This window comes from Nostoc sp. UIC 10630 (genome assembly GCF_010747425.1).
Lineage (GTDB): Bacteria > Cyanobacteriota > Cyanobacteriia > Cyanobacteriales > Nostocaceae > Nostoc.
Window position 1 is genome coordinate 22,062 of record NZ_JAAGOG010000099.1, and the last position, 7,086, is coordinate 29,147.

Below are 7,086 nucleotides of genomic sequence, written 5' to 3' on the forward strand. Positions count from 1 at the left end.
TTGTTTTTAAATATTTGTTATTAAACCTCATCCATGTTGAAACCTAGAGTTTTTTAAAAGATATATTTATGTAGGTTGGGTGGAGTGAAACGCAACCCAACATTACCACCAAATTTTATGTTGGGTTACGCTATCGCTGCACCCAACCTACAAAACTACGGTTCTCAAGGTAGACGAGGTTTAATCACCATTCTGTAACAGTTAAAGTATTGCACTGATCTACATCTTGCCCTAACACACAAACTCTAGTATGACTTCTGCAATAGTAAATGAAGTAGGGGCAATTCATGAATTGCCCCTACCAGAAAATCAGGGTTTTGTATTGTTTGTGTAAGTCCTATCTCAGCATCTACGTCATTAAAAGGACTTGAGCTATTAGCCTTGGAATTTATTCCAAGGCAGGTTGACAAGGAAGCAAGAGATTAAAAAGATAGGGGTGAAAACAACGTTTTTAAATATGGGGTTACTTTTCCCCTTTTCCCCTGATTATTAATTTCTGCCAAACACACTGCCTAGGGCACGCGCCATATTTTGCGGTTGCATTGCATCCATTGCGGCGGTGGGTTCGTAGCCGCAGTGAACCATACAATCGGCACACTTGGGATTACCACTCTTCTGGCCGTATTGACTCCAATCAGTTTGTGCAAGTAATTCCTTGAAGGTAGAGTAATAACCTTCGTTCAACAGATAACAAGGTTTTTGCCAACCGAGAACACTATAACTAGGGCTACCCCAAGGCGTGCATTCGTAGTCCTTCTCACCAGTAAGAAAATCTAAGAACAGTGGATTGTGATTGAAGTTCCAGTTTTTTTCACCAGCTTTGTAGGGAGCCAGAATTTGCCGGAAGAGGGTGCGGGTTTGTTCGCGGTGGAGAAAATGATCTTGATCTGGTGCCCACTCGTAACTGTAGCCGGGAGAAATCATCATCCCGTCAGTATTTAGGGTTTCCAGAAAGTCAAAGAACTCTTGCATGTCTTGGGGTTTAGTACCCTCAAAGATAGTCGTGTTAGTGGTGACACGAAAGCCTTTAGCTTTAGCGGCACGAATGGCTTTGACGGCAATATCAAAAACACCTTGGCGGTCTACACAATGATCGTGTAACTCGCGCATTCCATCTAAATGCACGCTAAAAGTCAGGTAAGGTGAAGGTTGAAACTTATCCAGGCTCTTTTCTAACAACAAACCGTTAGTACACAAGTAAATATATTTCTTGCGCTCAATTAATCCCTGAACAATTTCATCAATCTGGGGATGTAGTAGAGGTTCTCCTCCAGGAATTGATACAACCGGTGCGCCGCACTCTTCCACTGCGGTAAAGCACTGTTCTGGGGTGAGATTTTGCTTTAATATTTCCTTGGGATGTTGGATTTTACCACAACCAGTACAGGCTAGATTACAACGAAAAAGAGGTTCCAACATCAATACTAAGGGGAAGCGTTTACGTCCTTTCAAACGCTGAGTAACCAGATACTTCCCGATATCCATAGCTTGTTGTATATTAACTGCCATTGTTGCGATCGCTCCTCTTTTATAAAAACACCACAGGAAAACATAAAACCTTCTTAGGGGCACAAGGTCTTGCGCCCCTACTGTCTATTGCATCCACACATAAATCGCTATATTTTTCATTTGACATAGCCCTGAGCAACAAACCAATCCACAGCATCTTTGAGTGCTGCTTTCAGCGAAGATTGAGGTAGACCCAATTCTCGTACAGCCTTTGCAGCATTGTAATACATTGGTTGTTTTGCCATCCGAACACCATCCAATGGCACTGAGGGCGATTTTCCCAAGGGTGCGAGAATCTTTTCATCAACCCAGGCAGCAGTAAAGGGCAACCAAGCGGGTACTGTGCGTTGAGGTGCGATCAAACCTGTGATATCGGCAAGTTGTTCGAGTAGTTCTTTGAGACTTAGATTTTGATGACCTAAGATATAGCGATCGCCTGGCTTACCCCGTTGCAAGGCTAGTAAATGCCCCCACGCCACATCTCGCACATCGATAAAATTAAGACCAGTATCCAAGTAAAAGGGCATTTGCCGTCGTAAAAACCGTAAGATTATATCACCTGTGGGGGTAGGTTTGATATCTAACGATCCAATGGGGCTGCTGGGATTGACTATAACTACCTCTTGACCTGTAGCAACAGCTTGCATCGCTTCTTGTTCAGCCAGAAACTTAGACTTTTTGTAGTTCCCCACCAACTTTTCTAGGGGACTCTGATATGTTTCATCGACGACTTGACCAAACGATCCTACCCCAATTGCCGCAACCGAACTGGTATAAACGGTGCGCTCAATGCCAGCTTTATTAGCTGCTACCAAGACATTGCGCGTACCCAGAACATTATTATGGTGAAGTAAATCTCGGTCTGTTTGCCAGAGAGAATAATGGGCTGCGACATGAAATAGATATTGACAACCTCTCATTTGTTGCCAGAGATTTGGATTGTTCAAATCGCCTTTGACAATTTCTACCTCCAAACCGCGTAGATTCTCCAAATTGCTACTTGAGCGTACCAGCGCTTTGACTGTGTAACCCTCTTTCAATAACAACCGTACCAAGTGGGCACCAATAAAACCTGTACCCCCCGTGACAAAAACTTGCATCAACTTCTCTCTCTTGTCTGAAAGCGGGGAAACCAATCATCTAAAATAGTGTAGACTACCGGCACGACAATCAAGCTGAGGATAGTTGAAGTTACCAGTCCTCCAGCGATCGCTACAGCCATAGGCGATCGCAATTCTGAACCTGCACCAAAACCCAATGCGATCGGTAGCATCCCTAAAATAGTGGAGGCAGTGGTCATCATAATTGGTCTGAGGCGCACTAATCCAGTGTTGAGGATTGCCTCTGTGCGTTCTGTGCCAGCATTGCGTAACTGGTTGATATAATCCACAAGCAAGATGGCATTTTTATTGGCCAGCCCCAGCAAAAAGACAAAACCAATCAGTGAGATCATACCAAAATCGCTCTTAGTGATCAGTAGTGCCAACATTGCCCCCACCAGTGCTAAAGGCAAAGATACACCAATCACTAGAGGGTCTACCCAGCTTTTGAACAGCAAAATTAGTACTACAACAATACACAAGGCAGATAAAGCCAAAGTACTGCCAAAACTGCTAAAAACCTCACCTTGGCTAGCTGAGTCTCCTCCTAAATTTAACGAAACATTAGAAGGTAACACCGCCTTAGCTTCAGCTACCACTTTATCAGTAGCATCACCTAAAGATAGACCCTTGCCAAGATTAGCACTGACATAAGCTACTCGCTGATTATTCAGACGCTCGATCTGAAAAACCTCACCTTGAGGATTTGTTTCACCTGTAACTGTGACATCGGCAAATCCCGGTAATCTCTGAATTCTCTCTTTAATTGCCTTGACTGCTTTACTTAAGGCTTGAAGATCGTCACCGCGCAAAGCTATTTGGAGAGGTTTTTGACCGCCAGAATCAACAAACTGAATATCTTCCACACTGGTAGTTACCCCAGAAAGGACTGGTAAAGTGGAGCGGAATTGGTCTTGTAGTTCTCCAGTTGTGATTGTGCGGTCTTCCTTTAACTTTATATATAGTGTGCCTTTATTCGGCTCACCCTCACGAGAACCAACAGTAGTAAATACCGTTTCAACTGCTGGTGATTTTCTGACTACATCTTCTAGTTTTTTAGCAACTTGAAGAGAATCGTTTAAGGGATTGGGGATTGGGGATATTGCTTCCTTGTGCGCCTCTAGCAAAATCGGGGATACTCGGTAAAGGAGCAGTATAAGCAATATTGAATTCGCCGCGATCGAGTTTGGGAATAAACCCTTTGGGAATTAGGGGAATCAGCACTATACCTGCAATAAAACTGAGTACAGCTAACCCGACAACTATCTTCCGGTGATTCAAAGACCAACTCAGCAAGCTTCTGTAAGATTGGGCAAATGCGACCCAAATTCTTGCTTCTCGACGCGGAGAGAGCGAGGGTCTAGGTTTTAGCCAGTAAATCGCTAGAACTGGAGATAAAGTCCGAGCAACTAGCATAGAAGCAAGCATCGCGGCTGAAACAGTGATACCAAAGGGCTTGAAAAACTGCCCAATTACACCACCCATTAAACCTATGGGCAGGAAAACCGCTACTGCTGTCAAGGTAGCGGCGGTGACTGTTAATCCAATCTCATTGGTTGCTAAAAGTGCCGCTTGGCGAGGAGTTTCCCCATCTTCAATGTGTCGCATGATGTTTTCTACATCCACGATCGCATCATCAACAATACTCCCAATCACCAAAGCTAAAGCTAACAGCGTAATTGTTTCTAAGTTGAAACCGAAAATTGCCATGACGATAAACGTCGCCAACAAAGATGTAGGAATCGCCAAGGCAGAAATTAGGGTGGCTCGCCAATTCCATAAAAAAGGAAAAATTACCACGATGGACAACAAGACTGCTTCGAGCAAAGCATCGATAGTTGATTGGGTGGCTTGGCGGATATATTTTGCTTGGGTAGCAGCTAAAGTGAGTTTGACATCTTTGAGGGTAGAGCGTAGCCTTTGGACTTCTTTTTCAACTCGACTCACCACTTCTAAGGTGTTAGCGTTACCGCGTTTGATTACCTGAAATGCGAGTGCATCTTGCCCGTTAAATCTGACTAAGGTTGCGCCTGCTTGGGGGATGGCTGCTGCACTCACATTCGATGGATTTAAAGGAGGAGTTGCAGTCGCACCGCCTAACAGTGAGACTTTCAGGACTCCTGGTAGTTTAGCGATCGCACTTACAATCTCGTCTTTCGCCAACTTTGTCAAATCTGTAAGATTCCGGGTGGGACTCTCAATCGCATAGCTAATGGCGGCTGACTCGTTCAGGTTCAGGGGAATAATTTTAGAAGTCGCTCCTTGAGGCAAAGTCAGCTGCTTGAGGGCAGTTTCCACCTTTTTGGTTGATGTTTCTAAATTCGTACCAACGGCAAAAGAAAGGCTAACGGCTGTTTGACTGGGATAGGTGGATGAGCGGATATTCTCCAGTCCTTCTAGGGAACGGAGGCGTTCTTCGAGGGGTTTGGTGAGCTTCGCCTCTGTATCCAAGGCAGTTGTCAGGGGGGCTGTAGCATTCACAACCACCACTGGAAAGGTAATATCTGGAAACAAAGCGTACTTAAGAGAACTGAAAGCCAGAATTCCAGCTACCGTTACGGCAATCCAAAAACTCACCGTCAGCCACGAAAATTGAATCGCTAATTTGGAAATATTGAATACTTCTCGTGCAGATTTTGAGTTATGAAGCTTTACCATCTTGGAAAATTATCGTGTGGGTGACACAATTATTTAGTCATGCTACAGCAATCACCTTCGGTTTGCGAGTTTTGGTTACTACTAACGGCAATATTACTTATTGTCACTCAGATATGACCCAATCTTTAATACAAAAGGAAACTTCAAAGATGAAACTTGGTTCTGTCGAGCATAAGGAATTATTCTGCCGGAGCTTTACCGAAAGCTACAGGGAATACGAACCTGAGTCTCTCCCCTGGCCAGATTTGGACGATACAGCCTTGAGTTTCTTACGCAGTATTCCCTTTTGGGAGAAAGCTCTAGATACAGAACGACAAGCTGGAGCAATAGTTAGTGGCTACGCAGCAACGGTGAGCGATCCTATTTTACAAAGTGCGATCGCTCTCCAAGGTGAAGAAGAATTACGCCACGCCCGTCTACTTCAAACATTAATTGATCGTTACGGCATCGAAATACCAGAACGTCAACCAATTCAAGTTCCCCAAAATATCGAGCCAGTCTTTACGCGTTTTGGCTTTGAAGAGTGTCTGGATACTTTCTTTGCTTACGGGTTATTTGCGATCGCCCGTGAAGCTAATGTTTTTCCAGAATCTATTTTCACTATCTTTGATCCCATCATAGATGAAGAAACACGTCATATTGTTTTTTTTGTCAACTGGTTTACCTATACACAAATTGATCGTGGCCAGGGATTCATCCCATTACGGAGCGCCAAAACCCTCTGGCAATACGGCAAGGCTCTTAGTAATTTGATTGCCGTCTTTGGCAATGATGATCCTAGTAAAACTGGCTTCGCTGTCACAGGTGCTGACATCTTTACCAAAAACCTGACACTAGAAAAATTTCTCAGCATTTGTCTAGTAGAAAATCAGCGCCGGATGAGCAAGTATGACCCCCGACTACTCCAACCACAATTACTACCCAGACTAGCCAATATCGCTCTCCGCACCCTTGAGTTAATACCCAAACGCAAACTTCAGAATATTGAGAGTGAGAGGGCTAGTGCCTAATTTTTTGCCCATCAACACTATTCTGGTACCTCAAGGAGCAGAATATAAAGCTGTTTGTCGCGGATTAAGCGGCGTTACTGGTTCCATCCCAGCAGTAGTAGCCATACCTGTTGGGATGAAGCCCTTACTTAAGTATCTGCGCCAAGGACAATTTTTAGCTCCCAAATCCAGGGTGCTGATTATGGGTATCTGTGGCAGCTTGAGCGATCGCTACAGAGTTGGTGATATTGTGCTGTATCAAGATTGTATTTATCAAGGGAAGCTTCTAGAATGCGATCGCACTTTCACATCACAATTGCATTCTCAATCATCAGAAAAAGTATCATTAGTCAAGTCATTAACTAGCGATCGCATGATTTGGTCTGCTGCCGAAAAACTTCATTTAGGTGAGGCTTTGGCGGCTGATGTTGTTGATATGGAAGGATTTACTGCCTTAGAGTTTTTCAAAATGGGTGGGGTGGCCGTGGCAATGCTGCGAGTAGTCAGTGACGATTGTCAGCACGATATCCCCGATCTCACATCAGCAATTAACTCTGATGGCTCCCTAAACCCTTTCCCTTTAGCAATGGCAATGCTTAGACAACCGCTTGCAGCTACTCGGCTAATTCGAGGTTCATTAACAGCATTAAAGGTGTTAGAGCAAGTTACAAATATGCTCTTTTCTGATAATAGACTGAAATAATTGGTTGGATAATAATAGCACAGTTAAAATTATTTAAATCTCCAAGTTATTTAATAACTTGGAGATTTAATTTTATATGAATACATCTTCATATAAACCAATTTTTTGAGATCTAACTATATAACAA

At 43.7% G+C, this 7,086-nt stretch carries 4 protein-coding genes and 1 pseudogene; 2 read left to right on the forward strand and 3 right to left on the reverse strand.

Annotation, left to right across the window (positions count from 1 at the left end):
- Positions 1-489: 489 nt before the first annotated feature.
- The 3 genes and pseudogenes from hpnH to G1O98_RS21460 all read right to left on the reverse strand — a co-directional run bounded on the left by hpnH (position 490) and on the right by G1O98_RS21460 (position 5,267).
- Positions 490-1,509, reverse strand: coding sequence for an adenosyl-hopene transferase HpnH (gene hpnH, locus G1O98_RS21450; protein ID WP_012411559.1), 1,020 nt, complete (start codon positions 1,507-1,509; stop codon positions 490-492).
- Positions 1,510-1,625: 116 nt separating this feature from the next.
- A complete protein-coding gene (gene hpnA, locus G1O98_RS21455; protein ID WP_163931599.1) occupies positions 1,626-2,609 on the reverse strand; it encodes a hopanoid-associated sugar epimerase in 984 nt (327 codons plus the stop codon).
- Positions 2,609-5,267: pseudogene (locus tag G1O98_RS21460) on the reverse strand (efflux RND transporter permease subunit). Before G1O98_RS21460 ends, hpnA begins: the two are co-directional and overlap by 1 nt.
- Here G1O98_RS21460 and G1O98_RS21465 point away from each other — a divergent pair.
- A complete protein-coding gene (locus tag G1O98_RS21465) occupies positions 5,237-6,277 on the forward strand; it encodes a ferritin-like domain-containing protein (RefSeq protein ID WP_322745166.1) in 1,041 nt (346 codons plus the stop codon). The pseudogene G1O98_RS21460 and the gene G1O98_RS21465 overlap by 31 nt on opposite strands.
- The gene (locus tag G1O98_RS21470) at positions 6,270-6,959 is read left to right on the forward strand and encodes a phosphorylase (RefSeq protein ID WP_163931601.1); all 690 of its coding nucleotides are present in this window, start codon (positions 6,270-6,272) and stop codon (positions 6,957-6,959) included. The genes G1O98_RS21465 and G1O98_RS21470 overlap by 8 nt, the downstream gene beginning before the upstream one ends.
- Positions 6,960-7,086 lie beyond the last annotated feature (127 nt).